Annotated in this window: 21 protein-coding genes; 9 read left to right on the top strand and 12 right to left on the bottom strand. The window is 36.7% G+C overall.

Translation table 11 applies throughout. The annotated features are described in order from the left end of the window. Positions 1-113: 113 nt before the first annotated feature. From kbl to HA632_RS07530, 3 genes are read right to left on the bottom strand one after another with little or no spacing between them, the layout of a single operon-like run. Positions 114-1,304: a glycine C-acetyltransferase gene (kbl, locus tag HA632_RS07540; protein ID WP_176306582.1), complete on the bottom strand. Its 1,191-nt coding sequence runs from the start codon at positions 1,302-1,304 to the stop codon at positions 114-116. A gap of 52 nt (positions 1,305-1,356) precedes the next feature. Then, positions 1,357-4,506 (bottom strand): exodeoxyribonuclease V subunit beta, encoded by a 3,150-nt coding sequence (locus tag HA632_RS07535; protein WP_176306581.1) that lies wholly within the window; start codon positions 4,504-4,506, stop codon positions 1,357-1,359. Continuing rightward, complete coding sequence (locus tag HA632_RS07530; protein ID WP_176306580.1) at positions 4,506-5,024, bottom strand: GNAT family N-acetyltransferase; 519 nt, start codon at positions 5,022-5,024, stop codon at positions 4,506-4,508. Before HA632_RS07530 ends, HA632_RS07535 begins: the two co-directional genes overlap by 1 nt. 107 nt (positions 5,025-5,131) lie before the next feature. Between HA632_RS07530 and HA632_RS07525 the strand changes: the two genes are divergently transcribed. After that, entirely contained in the window at positions 5,132-6,337 is a 1,206-nt protein-coding gene (locus HA632_RS07525; RefSeq protein WP_176306579.1) for an MFS transporter, read from the top strand. A gap of 101 nt (positions 6,338-6,438) precedes the next feature. Next, entirely contained in the window at positions 6,439-7,047 is a 609-nt protein-coding gene (locus HA632_RS07520; RefSeq protein ID WP_176306578.1) for a superoxide dismutase, read from the top strand. 602 nt (positions 7,048-7,649) lie between these two features. On the opposite strand, the gene HA632_RS07515 is transcribed toward HA632_RS07520, so the two are convergent. From HA632_RS07515 to HA632_RS07500, 4 genes are all read right to left on the bottom strand, one after another. Next, positions 7,650-9,548 carry an amidophosphoribosyltransferase gene (locus tag HA632_RS07515; RefSeq protein ID WP_176306577.1) on the bottom strand — a complete coding sequence of 633 codons (1,899 nt, stop codon included), beginning with the start codon at positions 9,546-9,548 and terminating at the stop codon, positions 7,650-7,652. A gap of 76 nt (positions 9,549-9,624) precedes the next feature. Further along, positions 9,625-10,551 carry a PfkB family carbohydrate kinase gene (locus HA632_RS07510; protein WP_176306576.1) on the bottom strand — a complete coding sequence of 309 codons (927 nt, stop codon included), beginning with the start codon at positions 10,549-10,551 and terminating at the stop codon, positions 9,625-9,627. 76 nt (positions 10,552-10,627) lie between these two features. Beyond that, complete coding sequence (gene rnhA, locus HA632_RS07505; protein ID WP_176306575.1) at positions 10,628-11,107, bottom strand: ribonuclease HI; 480 nt, start codon at positions 11,105-11,107, stop codon at positions 10,628-10,630. A gap of 11 nt (positions 11,108-11,118) precedes the next feature. After that, the gene (locus HA632_RS07500) at positions 11,119-11,688 is read right to left on the bottom strand and encodes a phosphoribosylglycinamide formyltransferase (RefSeq protein ID WP_176306574.1); all 570 of its coding nucleotides are present in this window, start codon (positions 11,686-11,688) and stop codon (positions 11,119-11,121) included. Positions 11,689-11,864: 176 nt separating this feature from the next. On the opposite strand from HA632_RS07500, the gene HA632_RS07495 reads away from it, so the two are divergent. The 6 genes from HA632_RS07495 to HA632_RS07470 all read left to right on the top strand — a co-directional run bounded on the left by HA632_RS07495 (position 11,865) and on the right by HA632_RS07470 (position 17,127). Next, positions 11,865-12,101, top strand: coding sequence for an acyl carrier protein (locus HA632_RS07495; protein ID WP_007137004.1), 237 nt, complete (start codon positions 11,865-11,867; stop codon positions 12,099-12,101). A gap of 180 nt (positions 12,102-12,281) precedes the next feature. After that, positions 12,282-13,535, top strand: coding sequence for a beta-ketoacyl-ACP synthase II (fabF, locus tag HA632_RS07490; RefSeq protein ID WP_176306573.1), 1,254 nt, complete (start codon positions 12,282-12,284; stop codon positions 13,533-13,535). Positions 13,536-13,541: 6 nt separating this feature from the next. Beyond that, positions 13,542-14,282: a ribonuclease III gene (rnc, locus tag HA632_RS07485; protein WP_176306572.1), complete on the top strand. Its 741-nt coding sequence runs from the start codon at positions 13,542-13,544 to the stop codon at positions 14,280-14,282. 115 nt (positions 14,283-14,397) lie between these two features. After that, the gene (locus tag HA632_RS07480) at positions 14,398-14,883 is read left to right on the top strand and encodes an IPExxxVDY family protein (protein WP_176306571.1); all 486 of its coding nucleotides are present in this window, start codon (positions 14,398-14,400) and stop codon (positions 14,881-14,883) included. A gap of 5 nt (positions 14,884-14,888) precedes the next feature. Continuing rightward, entirely contained in the window at positions 14,889-16,319 is a 1,431-nt protein-coding gene (gene pyk, locus HA632_RS07475; RefSeq protein WP_176306570.1) for a pyruvate kinase, read from the top strand. 43 nt (positions 16,320-16,362) lie between these two features. Then, the gene (locus HA632_RS07470) at positions 16,363-17,127 is read left to right on the top strand and encodes a Bax inhibitor-1/YccA family protein (protein ID WP_176306569.1); all 765 of its coding nucleotides are present in this window, start codon (positions 16,363-16,365) and stop codon (positions 17,125-17,127) included. Positions 17,128-17,165: 38 nt separating this feature from the next. Here the strand turns inward: HA632_RS07470 and HA632_RS07465 are convergent, their stop codons facing one another. The 3 genes from HA632_RS07465 to HA632_RS07455 all read right to left on the bottom strand — a co-directional run bounded on the left by HA632_RS07465 (position 17,166) and on the right by HA632_RS07455 (position 20,836). Further along, positions 17,166-19,820: a TonB-dependent receptor gene (locus HA632_RS07465; protein ID WP_176306568.1), complete on the bottom strand. Its 2,655-nt coding sequence runs from the start codon at positions 19,818-19,820 to the stop codon at positions 17,166-17,168. 5 nt (positions 19,821-19,825) lie between these two features. Further along, positions 19,826-20,503 carry a GLPGLI family protein gene (locus HA632_RS07460; protein ID WP_176306567.1) on the bottom strand — a complete coding sequence of 226 codons (678 nt, stop codon included), beginning with the start codon at positions 20,501-20,503 and terminating at the stop codon, positions 19,826-19,828. An 84-nt stretch (positions 20,504-20,587) separates the two neighbouring features. Then, positions 20,588-20,836 (bottom strand): hypothetical protein, encoded by a 249-nt coding sequence (locus HA632_RS07455; protein ID WP_176306566.1) that lies wholly within the window; start codon positions 20,834-20,836, stop codon positions 20,588-20,590. A gap of 262 nt (positions 20,837-21,098) precedes the next feature. Between HA632_RS07455 and HA632_RS07450 the strand changes: the two genes are divergently transcribed. Next, complete coding sequence (locus HA632_RS07450) at positions 21,099-21,314, top strand: helix-turn-helix domain-containing protein (RefSeq protein ID WP_176306565.1); 216 nt, start codon at positions 21,099-21,101, stop codon at positions 21,312-21,314. Here HA632_RS07450 and dinB read toward each other — a convergent pair. Next, positions 21,311-22,393 carry a DNA polymerase IV gene (gene dinB, locus HA632_RS07445; RefSeq protein ID WP_176306564.1) on the bottom strand — a complete coding sequence of 361 codons (1,083 nt, stop codon included), beginning with the start codon at positions 22,391-22,393 and terminating at the stop codon, positions 21,311-21,313. The genes HA632_RS07450 and dinB overlap by 4 nt on opposite strands. Before the next feature lies 1 nt (position 22,394). Then, positions 22,395-24,422, bottom strand: coding sequence for a recombinase (locus tag HA632_RS07440; protein WP_176306563.1), 2,028 nt, complete (start codon positions 24,420-24,422; stop codon positions 22,395-22,397). Positions 24,423-24,456 lie beyond the last annotated feature (34 nt).

Below are 24,456 nucleotides of genomic sequence, written 5' to 3'. Positions count from 1 at the left end.
ATAAAAATTATAATAGAACAAAAGTAATACCTATTAACATAATATCAAAATCTTATTGTTAAAATGTGGAAATTATATAATGATTCGAAGAAATTTTGGAATCAAGAGTTAAATTAAATAACATTTAACATCTTTCCTACTTCTTCAAAGGCTTTGATGGCCTGATCCAGATGCTCTTTGGTATGTGCAGCCGATAGTTGAACTCTGATTCTCGCTTTGTCTCTTGGGACAACCGGGAAAAAGAATCCAATCACATAGATTCCTTTTTTTAACAACTCATCGGCCATTACTTGAGATAATTTGGCATCATACAACATTACCGGAACAATCGCTGAATCTCCATCAATGATGTCTAAGCCCGCTTTTTTCATACCGGCTTTGAAGTAGTTAGTGTTCCATTCCAATTTATCCCGAAGTGTGGTGTCTTTTTCAAGAAGTTCGAAAACTTTGATTGAAGCACCAACAATCGCAGGAGCCAAAGAATTGGAGAACAAATACGGACGCGAACGCTGACGCAAAATCTCTATCACTTCTTTTTTGGCTGTAGTATATCCACCCATAGCACCTCCTAAAGCTTTTCCTAAAGTTCCGGTGATAATGTCAACTCTGCCCATTACGCTTTTGGCTTCCATAGTTCCTTTTCCTGTCGCACCGATGAAACCGGCCGCGTGACATTCGTCAACCATAACTAATGCATCATACTTATCGGCTAAGTCACAGATTTTGTCTAATGGTGCCACCAATCCGTCCATGGAGAAAACACCATCGGTTACGATTAACTTGAATCGGTGTCCGGCTTCCACCGCTTTTTTCAATTGGTTCTCCAAATCTTCCATATTGGAATTTTCGTAGCGATAACGAGCTGCTTTACACAAACGAACACCGTCAATAATAGAAGCGTGGTTCAAACTATCGGAAATAATACAATCTTCTTCTCCCAAAAGCGGTTCAAAAACACCTCCATTAGCATCAAAAGCTGCTGCGTATAAAATGGTATCTTCCGTTCCGTAGAAATCGGCTATCTTTTTTTCTAAAGTTTTGTGAATATCCTGGGTTCCGCAAATGAAACGCACAGATGACATTCCGAAACCGTGAGAATCTAAAGCGTCTTTGGCGGCTTGAATCACTTCCGGATGAGAAGACAACCCCAGATAATTATTGGCACAAAAGTTCAAAACCGTTTTGCCGTTAACCGTAATTTCCGCTCCTTGAGGCGAAGTGATAATGCGTTCTTTTTTGAAAATACCGTTTTGTTCAATGGTATTGAGTTCGTTTTGTAGGTGTTGCTGAATTTTTCCGTACATGATTATTGTTTGTAGTTTGTTGTTTCTTTTTTGCTTTTTGCCTTTTTTGAAGTTACAAATTTACTATTTCCAAACTTTCCCCAATGTAAACCAGCGCTTTTTTAGTCACCGTAAAACCCATTTTTTCTATGGCGTTCTGATAATTCTCCAATTGCGCAGTGTATTTCGTTTGATGCGCGCCGGTTTTGTAATCGAGTAAATAAATTTCTTGGTTGGCGTTGAGGACCATTCTGTCGGGTTTGACCAAGTTGCCCTCCTTTTGTATAATGGTTTTTTCGTTTAGAATTTTGTTTCCAATGGCGAAAAAGGGTATCAAATCGGGATGATTAACTACTTGTTGAATTGTTTGTTCGACTTCATCACGTTGCGAACTTACAATCAATCCGTTTTCGATGGCTTTGATTAAGGCCAAATCGATATCGTCTTTGGTTTTGACAAAAGATAAAATTTCGTGCAGAATGTTCCCGAATTCAATCGCTTTCTGTTGTTGTGTGTTCCACATCAAACTTTCTTTTTGGGCAATTTTGATGTTTTTTGGGTTTAACGTGGCTGCCAATTGCGGAATGGTTTCGGTTTTGTCGAGCGCGTCTTTGGTTTCGGATAATTTTTGGGCTTCGCCAAAGGAGTATTCGAATTTACTTTCGTCAAAGTCATTGGCCAAAAACTTGATAAAGAACGTTGCCATATTATTGGGATATTCGCCCGAAGTCTTGCTTCTACTTTGCATCCCCGAAATGATATACAATTGTTCTTCGGCACGCGTTAGCGCTACATACAACACATTAATATTGTCGAGCAATTCTTCCTGCTTTTTTTGTTGGTAAATCACATTGGCCTCTTCGCCATAACCTTCCACTTTGCTGCTTTTATCGACCAAAGCTTTGGGTAAACCGGTAATTGCTTCATCGGCATTGAGCCACATTTTTTCTCTCGGCCCTTTGCTGTAATCTTCTTCGGCAAAAGGGAAAATCACCACCGGAAACTCTAAACCTTTCGATTTGTGAATGGTCATAATCCGAACGGCATCGTTTCCTTCGGGCGAGGGAATACTTAATTTCTCAGAATTATTATCCCAATACGCAAGGAAATCTGAAATTCCGGCTTGTTTTTTTAAATCGTGTTCCAAAATCAAATCGAGGAAAAACTGAATGTATGCATTGCGTTTGTCCATCGGAATGACTTTGGCAATGATGATTTCCGTGGCTTCATAAAGCGATTTTTTGCGGATATTTTGAAAGGAGAAATCAATGTTGAATGTCGTTAACCATTTTTGAAACTCAGTTTCGGTTTTTTGTTCCATGCCTTGCGCTATGAAATCATGAATGGCTAATGTATTTTGTTGCGAAGCCAAATAGTAAAGGAAATTCGCTTTCGATAGCAAATCGTTGCTGTTTTTCAGATAACGCAAAATGTGAATCACGCCTTGAACTTCCGACGATGCGCCGAGCAGCAAACTTTCCGAAGACAAAATCGGAATCCCGTTTTCGGTTAAATAATTGGCGACTTCGGTGCCGTGTGCTTTTTTTCGGGTTAGAATAACGATGTCTTTGTAGCGGAAACCTTTTTGTTTTACTTTTTCAATCGTGGCTAAAGTCGCTTGTAAATACAATTCGTTTTTGGCTACATTTTCTTCATCGTCAAAGGTTTCTTTGTCAATTTTTGGCACAAAAGAAATATTGACATAACCACCGGTTTTGGCATTGAATTGTTGATGGCTGTGGTTTTGGTACAAATCTTTGTAATCTTCGTGGGCAAATTCATGGGAAAGAAAACCAAATAACTTGTTGTTGAAGTAAATGATTTCCGAATAACTTCTCCAATTGGTTCCTAAAGAAAACAACTTTTTATCCGGATTGACAAACGGATTCTTGTCTTTGCTGAGTTCGATAAATTGTTCGGCTTTTCCGCCGCGCCAACGGTAAATAGACTGTTTCGGATCGCCTACAATCATTAGCGAACCTCGCTCACCGTTCAAATCTTCGCTCGAAAGTGCGTTATCAATCAGCGGTATCAAATTCTGCCATTGCATTTCGGAGGTATCCTGAAATTCATCAATAAAGAAATTCCGGTATTTTTCGCCCAAACGCTCGTATATAAAAGGCGCCGGTTGGTTTTGGATTTGCTCGTTGATTAATTTATTAAACTCGGCTATCGAAAGTATGTTTTGCTCTTTTTGTATTTTGCCCAATTCATTACTTACTGTATTCAGCAACGAAAGCGGCGTGATGTTTTTGAGAAACGCTTCGTAGAAATTTTTCTTTTCGAATTTTTTATAAATCGACGCTAAGATTTCGAGTAAATCGGGAATGATCCTTTCGATGACTGCTCGGTCTGAAGCCGTTTTGTTGATTTTGATATCGTCAAATTCGTGATAAGTTTTATTGGCCGGATTGAATTTTTTTTCCTGAATATTAACCAAATGTTTAGGAAAATAACCACCGGAAAATGATTTGATGTCGATTCCGTTTTTTTCTATCAACAATAAAGCTTCGGTTGCCAATTCAATCGTTTCGGTTTCTATTTGAGCACAAAGTTCGGTGAGTTTGTTTTTGATTTCAACGAATTCCGTAATGGTTTTGTTTTGGAAATGCGTGATTTCTTCGCGATTGTTTTCGTTGAGAATCAACTTTCCGGTGTCCATGATTTCGCGTGAAATGTCCCAAGATTTGTCGTCATCGGTTTTTTCCATGGTAAAATCGACCAACAAGTTGGTTAAGGTTTCATCGTTTCCGGCTTCGGCAATTATAGCATCAACCGCTTCGGTCAATAAATTTTCGGTATCAAGCGAAACCTCAAACGTAATGGGTAAATTCAAATCATGGGCAAAAGCGCGAATGACTTTGTGCGTAAATTTGTCAATGGTCGAAATGTCGAACGCGGCGTAATTGTGAATCAGGTTTTTGATAATGCTTTTGGCTTTTTCGGTAATCGTAGCCAATGACAAGCCGGTTTCTGCCTGAATATCCTGCATCAATTGCAAGGCTTTGTCGGATGGGTTTTCTTTAGCAAACTCCGATAAACTTTCTACGACACGGCTTTTCATTTCGTGTACGGCCTTGTTGGTAAACGTAATCGCTAAAATATTGCGATAGGCATCGGGTTTTTTAGACAAGAGAATAATTTTCAGATATTCTTTGACCAAAGTATAAGTTTTGCCCGAACCGGCGGAAGCGTCGTATAGGGAGAAAGCGGTTTTTTGCATTAGCTTTTTTCGATTAAATAAACAAAATTCAACTTCGCGTCTTCGCCATAATATTCGACTTCAAATTCATCCACTTTGACCGCGCCGATTTTTTCGATGGCTTTTTGCGAACGGATATTAAACGCGCCAATGTGAAAATACACTTTGTCTACATGTTCAAAAGCATAATCGAGCATGATTTTTTTCAAGGCTTTGTTGTAACCGTTGCCCCAAAATTTCCGTCCGATAAAAGTGTAGCCTATCAGAACGGATTTCTCCTTTTCATCATAGTCATAAAACCTACTCGAGCCAACTACTTCATTCATTTGGGCATCGCGAATCAGAAAAGCCCCTTTGGAGAGTATTGCGCCTTCAAAATAATTCCGGAATACTTCGCGTTGATAGCGCAATTTGTTTGGATGTTGTTCCCACACCAATGGGTCAGAAGCCACGGCATACAATTCTTCAAAATCCTTTTCCTCTAATGGGATTAGTTTAATAAGCTCGTTTTTTAAATTGTAGGGTTGCGTATTAAACATGAAGCACTGTAGTATTAATTTATGCTACTAATGTAATTAATTAATTCTTTATTAAGAAAAAGGAATTTTGCAATACGTAATTTTGCAGCACATTAAAATTTATTGCTTTGAAAAAAAATGAAGTTATTTTGGTAGCGCTCATGGCGTTGCTCAATTTTACGCATATACTCGATTTTATGATCATGATGCCTTTGGGTAATATTTTGATGCCTAAATGGAATTTGACCACATCTGAGTTTTCCATTATTGTTTCGAGTTATTCTTTGGCTGCTTTTGTGAGTAGCTTTTTTGCTATTTTCTTTGCGGATAAATTCGACCGAAAAAGACTGTTGCTTTTTGGCTATTCCGGATTTTTAATCGGAACTTTTGCTTGTGCGTTTGCTTTTGGAACTTATTCGATGATTTTAGCCAGAACTTTGACAGGATTATTCGGTGGTTTAATCAGCGCGCAAATCTTAAGTATTATTGCCGATGTTATTCCGTATGAGCGACGCGGTAGAGCAATGGGTATGTTGATGGGCGGTTTTGCCTTGGCTTCGGTAATTGGGGTGCCGTTTGGTTTATTTTTGGCCAATAAATATGATTGGTATTATCCTTTTTTGGTAGTAGCTCTTTTTGGAGCCTTACTATTGCCGTTTTTATTTCGTTTTGTGCCAAAAGTCAATGCGCATTTATCCAGTCCGATAAAGTTGAAAGAACGCATTTCAAATTTCTATGATATCTTTAACAACCAAGCACAAATTACAGCATTGTTATTTAGTTTTTTATTGATTACAGGACATTTTATCATTGTGCCCTTAATCAATCCTTATTTGGTTTACAATGTTGGTGTGCCACAAGAATATACTCCTTTAATTTACTTGGTTGGCGGAATTTGTTCGCTGATTTCGGCTCAAATCATTGGAAAGCTAGCCGATAGTTATGGTAAAAGAACGGTTTTTGTTTGGGCAGCATTAGTTTCGACAGTTTTTGTTGTTTTGATAACGAATATGCCGCATTGGCAACTCTTTATTGTCTTGGGTATTTTCGGATTTTGGTTTAGTTCTTCCACCGGAAGAACTGTTCCCGGACAAGCAATGATTACCCAAGCCGTTACGAGTCAAACCCGTGGCAGTTTTATGAGTTTGAATTCTTGCGTGCAATCACTAGGGACCGGTTTTGCTTCCTTAATGAGTGGTTGGATTACCTACAGCGATGCCAAATTTGCGATTCACAATTACAATTATTTAGGCTATATCAGCATCAGTTTGATTTTATTGTGTGTTTTATTGTCTTACCAATTAGAGCGAAAACTACAATATGTTGAAGTATGATTTTTTGAAATATTATAAATGATTGTGTGAATTTTATAAGTAAAAACGATTTATAATTTATAAATTTGAACATCAAATATTAATCTTTAAATACAATAACCATGGCTTTTGAATTACCGCAATTACCTTATGCATACGATGCGTTAGAACCACATATTGATGCCAGAACAATGGAAATCCACCATTCAAAGCATCATAATGCTTACACCACCAATCTCAATGCAGCCATTGCAGGAACCGATTTGGAAGGATTGACCATAGAGAACATTTTGATAAATTTAGACATGAAAAACGCAGCGGTTAGGAATAACGGCGGCGGATTTTACAACCACAATTTATTTTGGAGAGTAATGTCGCCAAATGGCGGCGGATTACCAACGGGAGATTTAGCCGAAGCCATTGAAAGAGATTTTAAATCGTTTGAAGAATTTAAAGCACAATTTGCCAAAGCAGGTGCAACGCGTTTTGGTTCAGGTTGGGCTTGGCTTTGTGTACACAAAGGCGGAAAGTTGGAAGTGTGTTCTACACCAAATCAGGATAATCCGTTAATGCCGGATACCGCTTGTGGCGGTTTCCCTATTTTAGGAATGGATGTTTGGGAACACGCCTATTATTTACATTATCAAAACCGTCGTCCGGATTATATCGAAGCATTCTTTAATGTAATCAACTGGACAGAAGTAGCCAGATTGTACGCTACGGAAAAATAAAAAGCAAACACTTTTTGATAAGATAAACCGGTTGTGAAAGCAATCGGTTTTTTATTGGGTGAAAGTATAAAAAATAAACAGGCGGAATTGCTTCCACCTGTTTGCCCCAAATCTACCATAAACTTAACCTACACTAAATACTATGGTAACACAAATCTAATAACATCAAATAGAATATCGTACTTTTTTTATGAAATTATATTGGAATGATAGGCAAATGAGAGTGAAATCTGTTTTTTTGTTGATTTTTTTGGGTAAAAATAAAAAAGGCGAAAATTTCTTTTCGCCCTTTTTGCCCCAAATCTACCATAAACTTAACCTACTAATGCTATGGTAGACCAAATGTATGACATGTCAATGTTTTGAAAAAAATAAATCAGACAAACTGCAAGTATAATCGTTGAAATTTTTTTATTGATTTTCAGGTTGGTAGAAAATAAAAAAGGTGAAAATTTCTTTTCACCCTTTTTGCCCCAAATCTACCATAAACTTAACCTACTAATGCTATGGTAAGACCAAATGTAAGCGTATTAACATTTTGAAAACAAAAAATTTAGACGAACTGCATCAAAAATCGTTTAAAGACAAAAAATGTTAAAATTTTAATAGGCACGTGCATCTTTTCCTTCATAAAAATTCATAAATGCCTTGTTTACAACACGGTTACCTCCGGCAGTCGGATAGTCACCGGTAAAGTACCAATCTCCTAAATTTTTCGGACAAGCGATGTGTAAATTGTCAACTGTTTGGAAAATGATTTTTACTTCGGCATTAATATCATCCGGATGCAACAATTCTGCTATTTTATTGGATATTTCAGTATCGCTAAACGGTGCGTATATTTCAGTTACAAAATTGACTACATCAATGTCTTTTAAATTCTCTTGGGATTTGCATTTTTTATATACTTCGTCCACAATGTGATACAAATTTCTCTCTTTTAACAATTCAATTGCGGCTTGGAAAGCAATCAAGCCTTCTAATTTGGCCATATCGATACCGTAACAATCCGGATAACGAATTTGCGGTGCAGAAGAAACCACGACAATTCTTTTTGGATTCAATCGATCCATCATTTTTAGAATACTTTTCTTCAAAGTTGTTCCGCGAACAATACTATCGTCTATGATTACCAAATTGTCTGTTGGTTTAATCACACCATAAGTCACATCATAAACATGTGCTACCAAATCATCACGGCTGCTGTCTTCAGTAATAAAAGTTCTTAGTTTGGCGTCTTTTATAGCAATCTTTTCGGTTCTGATTTTTACCGAAAGGATTTCTTCCAATTTTTCCTTGGTCAATGTTTTACGATTGTTCAAAATAAACTGGTTTTTTCTTTGGTTCAAAAAGTCATTCGCTGCTTCTACCATTCCGTAGAAAGAAGTTTCAGCTGTATTGGGTATAAAAGAAAAAACGGTATTGTCTGTGTCATTCTCAATCGACTCTAAAACCGCTGGCAAAATTAATTTACCCAATTGTTTTCTTTCCTGATAAATTTCGGCATCGCTACCACGGGAAAAATAAATACGTTCAAACGAACAAGCCTTTTTAACCGTAGGCGTAATAATCTCTTGTTGGGAAACATTTCCATTCTTTTTGATGATTAAGGCATTTCCGGGTTGTAATTCTTGTACTTTTTCGAAAGGCACATTGAAGGAAGTTTGAATCACGGGTCTTTCCGAAGCGACAACTACAATTTCATCATCTTCATAAAAATACGCCGGACGAATTCCCGCCGGATCGCGGAAAACAAAACTATCGCCATGACCTAATAATCCGGCCATGGCATAACCGCCGTCCCAACCTTTGGAAGCGCGTTTTAATATTTTAGCGATGTCTAATTTTTCGGCGATTACCGGAGAAGCTTCTCTTTTAGACAAGCCGTTGTTTTTACATTCTTGGTACAAATCAGTCACTTCATCATCCAAGAAATGACCAATTTTTTCCATTACGGTTACCGTATCTGCCATTTCTTTTGGATGCTGACCTAATTCTACCAAACTATTGAAAAGTTCCGTTACATTGGTCATGTTGAAATTTCCGGCCACAATAAGGTTTCGGTGCATCCAGTTGTTCTGACGTAAAAATGGGTGAACGCTTTCAATGCTGTTTTTGCCAAAAGTTCCGTAACGAACATGTCCTAAAAACAATTCGCCGATATAAGGAATATGGTCTTTTTGCAATTGTACATTATCTTGATATTCCGGATGTAATGTTAGCTCTTCATTAATCCTCTCATTGATTTGCGCAAAAATATCCTGAATAGGTTGTGCTTTGTTTGAACGTACGCGGCTGATATATCTTTCTCCCGCTTCGACATCAAATTTAATCGAAGCAAATCCGGCACCGTCTTGCCCACGGTTGTGTTGCTTTTCCATCAGCAAATACATTTTCTGTATGCCGTAAAAAGCTGTACCGTATTTTTCCTTGTAGAATGCTAACGGTTTTTTTAATCTTAAAAGGGCGATTCCACATTCGTGTTTAATAGCGTCGCTCATAGTAATTGTTGTGTTGTAAGTGGTTTATTTCGTGTTTATTATAAATAAAAACGCCCCGAAGTTTCGAGGCGTAAATTTATTGTAATTCTATTTCAAATTGTGTTAAAGCTTTGAATTGTTTTAATCGCTCGTTCACTTCTTCTTTTTTCAGTGACAGCATTCTCTCGGTTCCGAATTTCTCCACACAGAATGAAGCCAAGTTGGAACCTTGAATAATGGCGGTTTTCATGGTGTCAAATGAAATATCACCTTGTTGCGTGATGAATCCTGCAAATCCTCCGGCAAAAGTATCTCCGGCACCGGTTGGGTCAAATACATCTGCCAATGGCAATGCCGGAGCAAAGAAGATGTGCTCATTATGGAAAATTAACGCGCCGTGTTCTCCTTTTTTGATTACTACATATTTTGGCCCCATGGTATGGATTTTTGCTGCTGCTTTTACCAAAGAATATTCTCCGGACAATTGACGCGCTTCCTCATCATTAATAGTAATAACGTCTACACGTTTAATCACGTCTAATAATTCAGGTAAGGCACAATCCATCCAAAAGTTCATGGTGTCTAAAACCACTAATTTGGGTTTTTGTGTCATTTGATTCAAAACAGAACTTTGCACCAATGGATGTAAGTTACCTAACATCACTACATCGGCATTTTTAAAATTCTGTGGAACAACCGGATTAAAATCGGCCAAAGTATTTAACTCTGTAGCCAACGTATCTCTTGAGTTCATATCGTTGTGGTAACGACCGCTCCAAAAGAACGTTTTGCCGCCTTTAACGATTTCCAAACCGGTAACATCGATGTTTCTGGCGGTTAATAAATCAATATATTCTTGTGGAAAATCATCTCCAACCACCGATACGATAGCCGATTGTAAGTTAAAATGTGAGGCTGATAAACCGATGAAAGTTCCGGCGCCGCCTAAGATTTTATCTGTTTTTCCAAAAGGTGTTTCGATGGCGTCAAAAGCAACCGTTCCTACTATTAAAAGTTTGTTCATTATTTGCGATTCAAATTAAAGGCGCAAAGATAGTTTATAAGTTTTAGAGATGCAACTGGCTTTAACGTTTCGTTTTTTAAAGCAATTTCCCTTCTTCCTTTTCGTAAAAAGCATCTACAGAAAGCGTTGGCAAACCCGAAGCATAAACCGCCAATTCATCACAACGTTCGTTTTGCGGATGGTTGTTGTGGCCTTTAATCCATTTGAAATCGACCTGGTGTTTGCGGTAAATTTTCAGGAAACGTAACCATAAATCCGGATTTTTTTTCCCGGCGAAGTTTTTCTTTTCCCAGCCAAAAACCCATCTTTTCTCTACCGCATCGACTACATATTTAGAATCGGAAACGACTAGGACTTTCATATTCGGATTTTTAAGTTTTTCCAAACCAACGATTACCGCTAACAATTCCATTCTATTGTTGGTCGTATGGCGAAAGCCTTCGTAGAATTCTTTTTTATAAGGTGTGCCAACCATTTCCATCACTACGCCATAACCGCCGTTTCCGGGGTTTCCTTTGGCAGCGCCGTCGGTGTAGATGTGAACTTGGTGACTCAAGTGAGAAGGGATTAGAGATTAGGGATAAGAATGTTTTCTATTACTTTCGGGAAATGTTTGTGCTCCAATGCTTGAACTTTACCGGCGATTTCTTCAGCCGTTTTACAATCTTCTATATTGACAGTCTGCTGGAAAATGAATTCGCCTTCGTCATAATGTTCGTTGACATAATGAATGGTAATTCCGGTTTCTTTTTCTTTGTTTTCTAAAATGGCTCGGTGTACATTCATTCCATACATGCCTTTACCGCCGTATTTAGGCAACAAAGCCGGATGTATATTGATGATTTTATTGGGGTATTGTTGAACGATACCCTCGGGCATTTTCCATAAAAAACCGGCCAAAACAATCAAATCGGGTTGCAATTCATGGACTTTTTTTAAGACCAAACCTTCGTTCAATTCTGCTTTGGTGAAGACAAAAGAGCGGATGTTTTGGGGTTTGATTTTGTCTAAGACTTTGGCTTCAGGATTGTTGCAAAAAACACCCGCAATTTCAATATCATTTCGCTTTTTGAAATAATGAATCACATTCTCTACATTGGAACCGTTGCCTGAAGCAAAAAACAAAATCCTTTTCATGGGGAAATCAAATTTGACAGCACAAAAAAAAGAATAATAACTTGAATTAAAACCATGAATATGTAAGATTTTGAAATAAATTTTTTAATTTCGTGTTCACATTTAGTAACAAAAAGGTTGTTTTAAAATAAAGTTTTTTATTTTTGCCAACAATTAAAATTAAAAATTTAGAAATTATGTCAGACATTGCATCAAGAGTTAAAGCGATTATTGTAGACAAATTAGGCGTTGACGAAAACGAAGTTGTAACAGAAGCAAGCTTCACAAATGATTTAGGAGCTGATTCATTAGACACTGTTGAGCTAATTATGGAGTTCGAAAAAGAATTTGATATTCAAATTCCGGACGACCAAGCAGAAAACATTGCTACTGTAGGTCAAGCTATTTCTTACATCGAAGAAGCAAAAAAATAATAAATAAAACACCCGTGGAGAATCTATAGTTTTTCACGGGTTTTTATTATTTTTACTGAAAAGAATAAATCTTGATTGATATTCAATCTTAAAATATTGAAATACCCTTGTCTCTTTAATGATTAAATTTGAAGAAAACATGGGTATTATTTGTTTAAATACAATTGTAAAAAATACATTATGGCATTAAAGCGAGTTGTAGTAACGGGTTTAGGCGCATTAACACCAATCGGGAATTCCATCGAAGAATATTGGAATGCGCTGGTAAACGGTAAAAGTGGTGCCGCTCCAATTACCTATTACGATACTGAAAAACACAAAACAAAATTTGCTTGCGAAGTAAAAAACTTCAATATCGAAGATTTTATGGACCGCAAGGAAGCTCGCAGAATGGACAAGTTTGCACAATATGCCATTGCTGCCAGCGAAGAAGCCATCAAAGACGCCGGAATTACCCAAGACAATGTAAACAAACATAGAGTTGGAGTTATTTGGGGTGCCGGAATAGGTGGGCTGGAAACCTTTCAAGAAGAGGTGATGAATTATGCAGCCGGTGACGGAACGCCAAGATTCAACCCTTTCTTTATCCCTAAAATGATTGCCGATATTGCTCCCGCTCACATTTCAATGCGAAATGGGTTTATGGGACCCAATTATACAACTGTTTCTGCTTGTGCGTCTTCTGCCAATGCTTTGATAGATGCCTTCAATTATATTCGTTTAGGGATGTGTGATGTCATCATTTCAGGAGGTTCAGAAGCTGCAGTTACCATTGCCGGTATGGGCGGATTCAATTCCATGCAAGCCCTATCTACCAGAAACGATAGTCCGGAAACAGCCTCAAGACCTTTTGATGCTACTCGTGACGGATTTGTTTTAGGCGAAGGTGCCGGTGCTTTGGTTTTAGAAGAATACGAACACGCCAAAGCACGTGGAGCAAAAATATATTGTGAAATCGGTGGTGGCGGAATGTCATCAGATGCTTATCACTTAACGGCTCCGCATCCGGAAGGAATTGGGGTAATTGCCGTTATGGAAAATACTTTGCGTGATGCCGGGATGAAACCGGAACAAGTAGATCATATTAACACACACGGTACATCAACGCCATTAGGAGATGTAGCCGAATTAAAAGCAATAAGTGCTGTTTTTGGTGCTCATGCAAAAAACATTAACATCAATTCAACCAAATCGATGACCGGACATTTGCTTGGAGCCGCCGGTGCGATTGAAGCGATTGCCTCGATTTTAGCCATGAAGCACGGCATTGTTCCTCCAACGATTAACCACACGGTTGTCGATGAAAACATTGATCCTTCTTTGAACCTGACTTTAAACAAAGCCCAAAAAAGAGAAGTAAATGTAGCCATGAGCAATACTTTTGGTTTTGGCGGACACAACGCTTGCGTTTTATTCAAAAAATTACAAGATTAGTTTTAGATGAAAATTCTAAAAAATATATTTAAAAATTCCCGTTCGTCAGAGGACGGGATTTTTTTTAATGAAATTCAAAAAGTCATAGGTTTTAAACCCCAATCAATCATCTATTATGAAAAAGCCTTCACACATCGTTCGACTAATCGAATGGATTTGAAAGGCAATCCAATGAATTATGAGCGCTTGGAATTCCTTGGCGATGCGATGCTAAGCGCCGTAATTGCAGCGCATCTATACAAAGAAGCACCGGCCGGAGACGAAGGTTATTTGACTAAAATGCGTTCCAAGATTGTCAGCAGAGAACACCTAAACGAGTTGGGAAGAGACTTAAATTTAATTCGCTTTGTAGAGAGCAAAGTACCGACCCAACATTTCGGTGAAAACATCCACGGAAACATTTTTGAAGCTTTAATTGGAGCCATTTTCTTAGATAAAGGTTATGATTTTTGTCAAAAATTTATCCAAAGGAGTGTTATTATTCCCTATGTTGACATTACCAAATTAGAAGGAAAAGTAATCAGTTACAAAAGCTTATTAATTGAATGGTGTCAAAAAGAAAAAAAATCCTTTCATTATGATGTCTTCGATGATAACGGCATTGACGGGCAAAAATATTTTGGCGTAAAATTGAGCATCGACAATAAAATCGTGGCCAAAGCCAGAGCAACTTCGAAGAAGAAAGCAGAAGAAAAGGCCTCACAAAGAGCCTATTTTGCATTTCAGGAAAAAATTAACAAAAAATAATACAGATTCTCAAAAAACTATAACGTTTTCGTTCATAAAATAACGTTAACTCAATATTGAGTTGGTTATAATCTGTGTCAGATATACTATATTTACAACTTAAATTGCAATAGTTATGTATGTTCACAAATTGCATATTGGAGAGTTTGACGAAATAGATTATCAATTAATAGCCATTCATTCACCTTTGGAAGATTATAGATTAGCTTATTATATCAATCAAAATTTACCTATCAATCTCAAAAAAAGCAATTGCAACATTCATATCAGCAACAAAGAAGGTGAAACCCAATTTACGAGGTTTATTTTTGAAGATGATAAAGACATAGCATGGAATTTGATTCAAAATCAAAATGATGCCCTTGTTGCTTCTGAAAATAACAATCAAGGATTATTTGCCAACAGCAACAACGAATTTGCGCCCAAAATCTATTTGATTCCGGAGTTTAAAAAAGTGGATTACTTTTTAAAAATTGAAAATGATGAGGTAGCCATTGATGTTTCAAAAATAGTCAACAGCCTCAAAAAAATAGAAAGGGTCAGCACCGTTTACGCTGTAGAAGTAGAAAAAATAAAGTCAAAAAATAATTTAATTTTTTAATTAAAATGCCAACAAGAAAAAAAACTAAAATTGTAGCCACATTGGGGCCAGCATGTAGTTCGAAAGAAGTGATTAAAAAGATGATTGACGCCGGAGTGAATGTATTTCGTATCAATTTTTCCCATGCCGATTATGCCGATGTAAAAGAAAGAATTGATATCATCCGCGGTTTGAACGATGAGTTTGGTTATACCACTGCCATTTTAGCCGATTTGCAAGGACCAAAACTACGCGTAGGTGTGATGAAAGAAGATGTAGTAGTTAATCCCGGCGATATTATCACCTTTCAAACAGCCGAAGACGTTCCGGGAACTAAGGAACGCGTTTATATGAACTATTTGTCTTTCCCACAGGACGTTAATCCAGGTGAAAGAATCTTGTTAGATGATGGAAAATTAATTTTCGAAGCTTTAGAAACCAACGGTTCAACGGAAGTAATTTGTAAAGTAATTCAAGGAGGTCCTTTGAAATCGAAAAAAGGAGTAAACTTGCCGCAAACCAAAGTGTCTTTACCGGCATTGACCAAGAAAGACATTAAAGATGCCTTGTTTGCTATCGAACAAGAGGTAGATTGGATAGCGCTTTCTTTCGTTAGAACGCCAAAAGATTTAGAAGAGCTACAAGATTTGATCGCCAAACATTCGTCTTATAAAATTCCGATTGTGGCCAAAATTGAAAAACCGGAAGCCGTTGAAAATATTGATAAAATCGTTGCGTTCTGTGATGGTTTGATGGTAGCTCGTGGTGACCTTGGGGTTGAAATTCCGGCGCATGAAGTACCATTGATTCAAAAGAAATTAATCCATAGAGCTAAAACAGCTCGTATTCCGGTAATTGTGGCCACACAAATGATGGAAACAATGATTACCAGTTTAACGCCAACGCGTGCTGAGGTGAATGACGTAGCCAATTCAGTTATGGATGGTGCCGATGCGGTAATGCTTTCAGGAGAAACTTCGGTAGGGAATTATCCTGTAGAAGTTATCGAAAAAATGACCCAAATCATCGAGGCCGTTGAAGATTCTCCGCTGATTATTGTACCACAAAATCCGCCTCATGTGAGAACCAAACGCTTTATCACCAAGTCGATTTGTTACCATGCGGCTACAATGGCCAATGACATCAAAGCAAAAGCAATTTCAACGTTGACCAATAGCGGTTATACGGCATTCCAAATTTCGGCCTGGAGACCAAAAGCACACATTTTGGTCTATACTTCGAATAAAAGAATTTTGACCCAATTGAATTTACTTTGGGGTGTAAATGCATTTTTCTATGACAAATTTGTAAGTACCGATGATACCGTAGGCGATGTGAATGATATTGCCAAAGAAAAGGGCTATGTGAAAAAAGGCGATATGCTCATCAACTTAGCCGCCATGCCGGTAGCCGATAAAGGAATGGTAAATACGTTGAGAGTTTCTGAAATAGAATAATTTTAGTATTTTTAGACTTTAATTCTCTTTAATAACAAACATTATGAATTCAAACAATCCGTTTTTTAAAAACAAAACTTTTTCAAATACTTCTCGTGCCAACGAAGTAGTACATGAAGCAACAATTATTGATTACAGTCAAACCATGACGGTTTCAGGAACGATTAACAAAAGTTTCCTGATGTTGGTTTTATTGATTGCCAGTGCAGCGATTACTTGGATCATGACTTTCAACGGTCAGAACCCAATGGTTTTAACCATTGGAGGAGCGATTGTTGGATTTGTTTTGGTTTTGATTGCTACTTTCAAACCACAAGCTTCGACTTATTTAGCGCCGGGTTATGCGATATTTGAAGGACTGTTTATTGGCGGTATTTCGGCTATCTTTGAAGTGATGTATCCTGGAATTGTGATTCAAGCCGTGAGTTGTACGTTTGTTACGTTTATGGTTTGTTTCGGTTTATACAAATACGGCATCGTAAAAGTGAATGATAAATTCAGATCGGTTGTTTTGGCAGCGACTTTAGCCATAGCGACTTATTATTTAATTTCATGGTTGTTGTCGATGTTTACCAGTTTTACACCGGTTCACCATGGGAATTCATTGATTAGTATTGGAATTAGTGTATTTGTAATTGTGATTGCCGCTTTGAATTTATTCTTAGATTTCGACCAAATCGAAAAAGGAGTAGCACAAAAAATGCCTAAATACATGGAATGGTACGGTGCTATGGGATTGATGATTACCTTAGTTTGGTTGTACATCGAATTCTTAAGATTGTTATCAAAATTGTCGAGTAGAGATTAATTCTTAACTTTTATAAAAATAAAACCAGTCTCGTTTTTTTATAGTTTATAACTAACAGAGAACAAAATTATTCTAGGCAAAATAAACGTTTGGCGTTCGCTAATCATAAAATCGGAAAAGGAATAATCGTTTTTAGCTTGAATATTAAGCAAGTTGTTGACGGTAAGTTCAAACCCAAACGGACTGTTCTTTTTTTGATGGCGAAGCGATGTGTTAGCTGTTTCGAAGAAGTTAATTTGGTTGTTACTATTGGTGTTTCTTACACTTTGATAATCTATTTTGTAAATCCAATCTTTTAGGAAAGTTACTTCGAAATCTGAAGTGAATTTATCTGATTCAAAATTGGATTTTGTAATTCCTGAAAACTGACTAAAGCCTTTGGTATAACCAATACTAAAAAGTGGCCATTTTTTATAAGAGGTTTTTAAAGTAATGCCAATATCTTGATTGTTTCGGTCATTGGTTGTAGTGATGTTGTTGATAGTTTGAACATAATTAAACCAACTCAAATTGGTATTTAGTTTCAAGTTAAAGTGATAAATCTTTTTGCTTACGGAACCATTCAATCTATAATTGGTTTCAGGATTATCGGTTAAAATTGGCGTGTTGTATTGGTTGATGCCATCCAATTCGATTTGATTTCTGGTGGTTCTTACTTTCTTATTGAAACTAGCCATAGCATTCCAAATAATACCGCGATACATATTCATTTTAGAGTATCTCAAATTAGTCGAATGATAACGTTCATTTTCCAACAACGCATTTCCTTTGTAAACCGAATTATAACTCTGCAAAGTATAACGATCCGCCAACTGACTTACTTCGGGAAAATTATTGACTAAGCGATAAGTGAAATTAAGACTTTCGGATTTATTAAACTCGAATTCACTATTCCATTGCGGTTGGAAAATGGTTTTTGATAACGAATAATTATTATCAATTTGAGATGTTTTTAATTGGTACCAATGAAAATACAATCCGGGTTTGTTGGTCCATTTGCCTATTTTGAATTTGTATTCCAATCCGGCATAAGTATCGTTTAGATTATAATTTACATTATTCCCAAAACCTGCATTGGAAAAGTCATTGATATTACCATCGGTTAAAATTTGTTTCTCGGAAGTTTCAAAGTTGGAATACCCATAATTGTTCCCGATAACCGAATACAAATGATTGAAGTTATTGATAATCCAATAATGTTTGAATAAAGCGTCAACACTGTTATTTTTGATTTTTCTGATTTGTTCAATCGTATAACTGTCATCGGTTTGCAACGGAATTAAACCCGATAAAAACGGCTGATTCGTAAACCAATGATTTTGTGGCGTGTTGTTTTCGTAGGCTTGATTAACTACAAAAGTAGTAGTATGATTCGAATTATAACTTTTGTGCCATTCGATGTATTGTTTTACCAAAACATTATCGGCTTGGCTGATAGTTTCAAAAGTATTCGAGTTAAGATTCGTAACCGAGTTTATAGTGTTGTTAATATTATTCGTGCTTGATTGATATTGGCTGTTGTAATACCATTTTTCGTTTTTGTTGGGCGAATAGTCTAATTTGACATTTCCGATGCCTAAAACCGATTGATTGCCGTTTTCTTGTGATTTGTTTTCAAAGATTATGGAGTTATTTTGCAGGTATTCATTTTGGCTTTCTGTTTGCGAAGCCATGAAGATTTTTGAAAACACACCATAACCAGAAACCGAAAGTTTCGAAGTGGCATCGACACTAAAATTTAGTGCGCCAAATTGTGATTTGTTTTGCACCACATCGGTATTGTCGTTTGTAAACGAATAGAGATTTGACAATGATTTTCTGCCCGAAAGAAAACTACTCACGCCGCCGTCAAAACGCATTAAATCTTCAAACGTAAAAGTGCTTCGTCCGATGTTATTCATATCGCCTATGAAACTCACATTGGTTTTTGGACTGTAATAGAATAATCCGGTGTGTACCAAATTGAATTCGTTGTTGCCAACTCCGGCTTCAACATCGCCAAAAATGAATTTCTTTTTGTCTTCTTTGAGTTTAACGTTCATCGCCAAGTCTTCGCTATCGGAGACTTGTTTCATAAAACCGACTTCGTTAAAATGGTCAATCACTTCAATTTTATCTAACGCATCGGCAGGAATATTTTCAACCGCCAATTTACTTCCGCCACCGAAGAATGATTTGCCTTCCACCAGCATTTTGGTCACTTTTTTACCTTGAACCGTTACAGTGCCGTTTTTATCGACTTCAACGCCAGGCAGTTTTTCTAAGACTTCTTTCATCTTTCTTTCGTTGCCGTTGGCAAAGGCTTTTACATCATAAGTTAAGGTGTCTTTTTTAACGACTATGGGTTTGTATTCGTGCTTAATGACTATTTCTTTGAGATGTTGTCCGGTAGCTTTTAGTTTGAAATTGTGCGTTGTAATCGTTGAATTAGATTCAACAATAAGTACTTCTTCTATAAAGCTGATATAAGAAGCCGTGATTTCGTATTTCACATTAGCTTCTAACTCTAAACGATATCGACCTTTGTTATCAGTTATAGCAAATTTCAATTGAGCATTTTCCTGTAAAGGTTTGGCTATGATGTTGGCACTTTCTAAAGGAATATTAAGTGTGTCTGAAACTACACCGGTGATGGTGTGGGTTTGGGAGAAGGAAAGAAACGGGATTATTAAAAAAAAAAGAAATCTTAGCATTTAAATTATTTTCTTTTAAACATTTCAGCTATTTTCTTATTTAGCTCTTCTTGTTTAATCCTAACACCTTCCGATGGTTTTACAATTGATTCAGGTTTTTCAAGGTTGAATTTTATCTCTTTTGCGCCATAAAGAACATTCCTCTCTTGTAATTCTAAAATTAATCCAGGTAAATTACCATACCCCAGAGGGCCAAAAGGGATTGGTATTTTTGGGCAATACCACGCTATTATTGGGAATTTAAATGTGTTCTCTCCATTTTTTCTAATTAATTGAGAAGTTGCTTTATAACATAAGTAACCATCAATTATCTTAGTTTCATTAATCAGCTCCCATTTAGTGTTTTTGTCTTCAAGGATAATTATTTTACCAAAATCTGGATCGTTTTCCGGTCGTAATGAATAGGTTGAATCTTTTTCTTTAAAATATAATTTAGAGGATTTATTATAACCTTCAATAGAAATTCCTCCATCATATTTAAAAATAGATTTATTAGCATCAAAGTTTAGAGTATATACTTCACTTTCCTTGTCTTTAATGTAGCTTTCTCTTAAATTTTTATCTAATTTTTCAAATAAATCATCTGTTCCCACTTTTATGGAGTATATTACTGAACCATTAAACATTTGAGCATTCATTTTTGTGATTAACAAAAATAACAACATTGTGTATATTCGTTTCATTTTAAACTTTTGATTTAATATTTAAAACTAAATTTCTAGACGAATAATTATCTAGAAATTTAGTTTATAATTAATTATAAGATACTACTCAAAACCTAATTTTGGTTTAGCTAATTCTTTTTCGCAATCAGCTTTAGCTTGTTTAGCTTTTTCTCTAGCAACTTCATCTGAAAAGCCATTGCCGTACCAAGTGTGATATGTGTCATATGCAATTGAATCACAAACAGTACTTACAACTATTTTTAAACTCTCTGTTTCTTTTTCAACGGTATTCGCCATCGAAACACTGCTAAAAGCAACTAGTGCCACGGCACTAAAAAATAATTTTTTCATTTTTAATTCGTTTTAAATTTAATAAAATTTTTACAATTCGCAACAAAAGTTATTTCTGCAGAAGTTTTTGTTGTGGTAAAATTGAACTAATTTTTTTTAAAGGGCATAATAATATAGCTACAAAATTATTCTTTAAATGAATAAAGTTTTTCAAATTAATTGTAGGAAATGTTTTTTTTTTTTGCTATTTTCGTTCTACAAATGCCACAAAAAAAGTCTCATTAATAATCGCAAAGTAATTTGCCTAATTCTTTTTTTGAAAATGAATACCGATAAAATCTTATCCAAAATCCGCAGTAAACGCCAGCTGTTAAATTACTCCCAAGACTATGTTGCCAGTGTTTTACAAATGAAACAAGCCAATTATAATAAAATTGAAAATGGTAAAGTTGAGTTAAGTGTTTCGGTTCTTTTTAAAATTGCAAGGTTGTTGGATTTGAATGTGGATGAGTTGATAAAAGAGTACAAAGCGGCTTAAAAATCAAACTTCAACTGCACCACAACCGTCTTTTTAATCTCCGTATTTAAGTTGTTCAAAGAAATCCCAAGCAATCGCACCGATTCTTTCATCCGTTCTTGAAATAAAAGCTCTTTTGCCGTCTCTAAGAGCAATCCTTTGTCCGAAATAAAGTAAGGCAAAGTCTTACTACGTGTTTGGGTCGTAAAATCGCTGTATTTGATTTTGAGTGTTACGGTTTTCCCTGAGATATTGTATTTCTTTAATCGATTTTCTAGTTCACCGGCGATGCGTTCCAACTTTTCCACCATAAAAATTTCCGAAGTCAGGTTTTCGTTAAAAGTGTGTTCGGCAGCTACCGATTTGGCAATGCGATTGGGTTTTACCGCACTGTTGTGAATGCCGCGAACGATGTTGTAAAAATGCAAGCCGCTTTTGCTGAAATGCTCTTCGAGAAATTCTTTTGATTTTGATTTCAAATCTTTTCCGGTAAAAATCCCTAAATGATACATTTTATCCGTAGTGACTTTGCCAATGCCGTAGAATTTTTTGATGTCTAGATTTTCCAAAAAACTTTCCACTTCCTCAGGATTGACAGTTTTTTGACCGTTGGGTTTATTGTAATCGCTCGCAATTTTGGCCACAAATTTATTCACCGAAATACCGGCGGAAGCGGTTAAACCTACTTCTTCAAAAATGCGTTTTCTGATTTCTTGCGCAATGAGTGACGCACTAGGATTCCCTTTTTTGTTTTGGGTGACATCCAAATAGGCCTCATCTAACGACAATGGTTCAACCAAGTCAGTATATTCGTGAAATATCTTTCGGATTTGTTTGGAGATTTCTTTGTAACGGTCAAATCTGGGGCGAACAAAAATCAAATCGGGACAATTTCGTTTGGCTTGAATGCCACTCATGGCGGAACGAACGCCAAATTTCCGCGCCTCATAACTTGCCGCCGAAACCACACCGCGCACCTCACTTCCTCCAACCGCTAAGGGTTTCCCCTTAAGTTCAGGATTGTCCATTTGCTCTACTGAAGCATAGAAAGCATCCATATCGATGTGAATGATTTTTCGATAAGTCACTTCAGGTTCCATTTTATTTGTCTTTTACCGGAAAGAAAAATGCAGCAGGACGGCTTTTAAAATAAGCCCAAGTTGAACTGAATAAAAAACGCAATTCAGAGAGCGGAATGTTTCGAGAACGGAATGCCAAGCCCAGAGACAAAGAAAAACTGACCATGAAATTAACAAATCCAATCAGACCTATTCCGATAATTCCCCAAATTATGGTGGATAAATCGACAAAGAAATTGGCGCCATACAAGCCCAAAGCAAAATTTCCGCTGGCAAAAGTAATGTGGCGAATGTCAATATTCAATCCGAGGAAAATACCGAGCGAAGCCGTGCTGCCTAAAAAAACACCAAACCAACCATTGGATACGACACCTGGCCAATGGTTTTCAAACCATTTGGCAATAGCATTGGTTCTGACTATTCCTAAGTTTTGTTTTAAGACCGGATGTTCTTTGATGCGATAATACACTTGGTTGTGTTTGTTTCTATTGGAAACATTACCCGATATAATTCCGGATAAGAATAAAAATACACCCGCAATGGCTGCATGAAACAAAGCTGCAGAATGTATTGGCGACAAATCAAACAGTAGTTTTGAGGACTTTTCAAAAGCAATATTGTAGTCAAAAAAGTAATCAATCAACCAAATACCCAACATCGAAACCGGAAAAGCCATAAAAACATTACCTACAAACGCAATGAATTGCGAACGAAATAATCTGGCGAAGAGATGGGCAAAGGAACTGTGTTTGTTTTCGTTTTTGGATTGTTTTTTCATCCCGCTTTCCAAAGCCTTTGTCAAAGTGGCTGCCGTCATAGCCGGTTGTTTGGTAGCCAAAGTATATCCCATCAAGTAAATGGCAATAAAACCCAAAGAATAATTCAAACTGTAATAAAAAGCATGACCAAAACCGCTCGTTTCCATCTTAGAAAGTAACAATTTGAGGATACACAAAATCCCCACGATAAATCCGCCGCCAACCGCCGCTTTGAGCATGGCAAAATATTCGGATCGGCTTTCGGTGATGTAGTTTTCCCCGGTTCTAGCGGTATGCTGAGTGATTTCATAGGAAATCAATTGGGTACTTTCGTTGATCAATTGGCGCACATTGTTTTTTTGACAATTGTATTTAATCAACCGCAATAACAATAAGATGGAATTGGTTTTCTTATCCGAGATTTTGTTAACGACTAAAGTCGAAATCAGGACTTTCATCCGGTGTAATTGTTGGCGAATGCGGAGCAAACTTTGATTTACTTTCAAAGAGATTCCAAATTTGGAACTGTTGCCAAAGGCTTTATCAACATAATCTTCACACTGTTTGTGAAGAAGCATCAATTGTTTGTAATTCAAATCTTCAGAAGTAATAAAATGATTTTCACCGTTTCTGATTTTGGCCAAAATAGAATTAAGCTCGTTCTCAAAAGCCACAAACGGACTTTCCAAATCGTCGTATTCAGGCACCATTTTGATGACATCGGTTTCCATGGCGCGACCACTCATTCTTTGTGAAATTAGGCCCATGGCATTCAACACTTCAGACAATACAGATTGTTCTTTAGCCGTACCGTAAATGGTGTTTAAGGCTAAAACATCAAACAGTTTTTGGAGTTCTTCAAATGGAATTCTGGCGATCCAAATAGGGTCAGAGCTTTTAAAAAAGACTTGATTCAAGACAAATTCTAAAGTGTCTTTTTCGGGCTGAAAGGGTAAAATTTTGGCAAAGAGACGTTTTTTTACTTCGTAAGTAAAGTCGGAATCTCTCAATATTCCCGTGTCAGACAACATCCGACTGAATTTTCTATGTCGAAGGATATTTGTTAAATAGTTTTTTAGCGCTATTTTATGCTGAGGATTATCACGCAAGAATTGCAATAAGGTTTCAATGGAAACAACAGCATCTGATTTTGGATTATTAGGGCGAAAAAAATTAACCAAATCTACCAAGAAAAGCAATACATCATTTGACCGATAACCATCTGTATCGAAGTACAAATCGAATAGACTTTCAATAGAATCAATACTTTTCTTGTGGCGGTAAAATTTCATCGGCAAAAGGTTGTAACAATTAAGATAATCGTAA

The sequence above is a fragment of the Flavobacterium sp. J49 genome (assembly GCF_011742145.1).
GTDB lineage: Bacteria > Bacteroidota > Bacteroidia > Flavobacteriales > Flavobacteriaceae > Flavobacterium.
This window is presented reverse-complemented; position numbering and strand designations above follow the sequence as displayed.